Annotated in this window: 1 protein-coding gene; it reads right to left on the minus strand. The window is 60.3% G+C overall.

What is annotated here, in order from left to right:
* Positions 1–134: 134 nt before the first annotated feature.
* A partial coding sequence (locus E1J50_RS25695) for a hypothetical protein (RefSeq protein WP_207919300.1) occupies positions 135–599 on the minus strand: 465 nt, incomplete at its 5' end.

Raw genomic sequence — 599 nt, forward strand, 5'->3', positions numbered from 1 at the left:
AGAGATTGGCTCGGCAGAACGCAATTCCAGAGGAGATCGCGCGTCAGAAAACTTTGCGACAGTCCCGAAGCGACCCGCACAATCAGGCTGCGACAGCACAAGGTGCCGATCCGCTCGATACGCCCCCTCGAAGATCATGGCCGCTTGATCACTCGCACAACCCGGTGCGTGTCAGGGTCAAGGATAACGGCCTTGCCGTCAGATGAGATGACGTATGCGTAGGAGGTCGCCGGTCTCAGCCCCGGTACAGAGACGTTCTGGAATACGCCGATCCGCATCCAGTTCGGGGCTTCGCTGCCGACGCCGACGCGCAGACGTCCATTCGCCGCTGAGTAACGTGGCCCGGATTCGAAGAGGCTCTGAACGGGCGCCGTCGAATGCCCACTCAAAATGATGCTGCCCGCCACGCTCGGCTTGACCGGCACCAGAAGAGGCTGCGCTATCGCAAGGGAGCTGGTGATCGTGCAGACCAGCATGCCGGCCGCTGTTATCAGTACCCTGTTTCTAGGCAATGCTTGGGTGAGCATCACTGGCCCCATCGTTGTCACGCGCTGTCCTGGGGGAAGGGGCGCTTCACCCGAAACTTTACAAAACGCAAA

The organism is Methylobacterium segetis, assembly GCF_004348265.1.
GTDB lineage: Bacteria > Pseudomonadota > Alphaproteobacteria > Rhizobiales > Beijerinckiaceae > Methylobacterium > Methylobacterium segetis.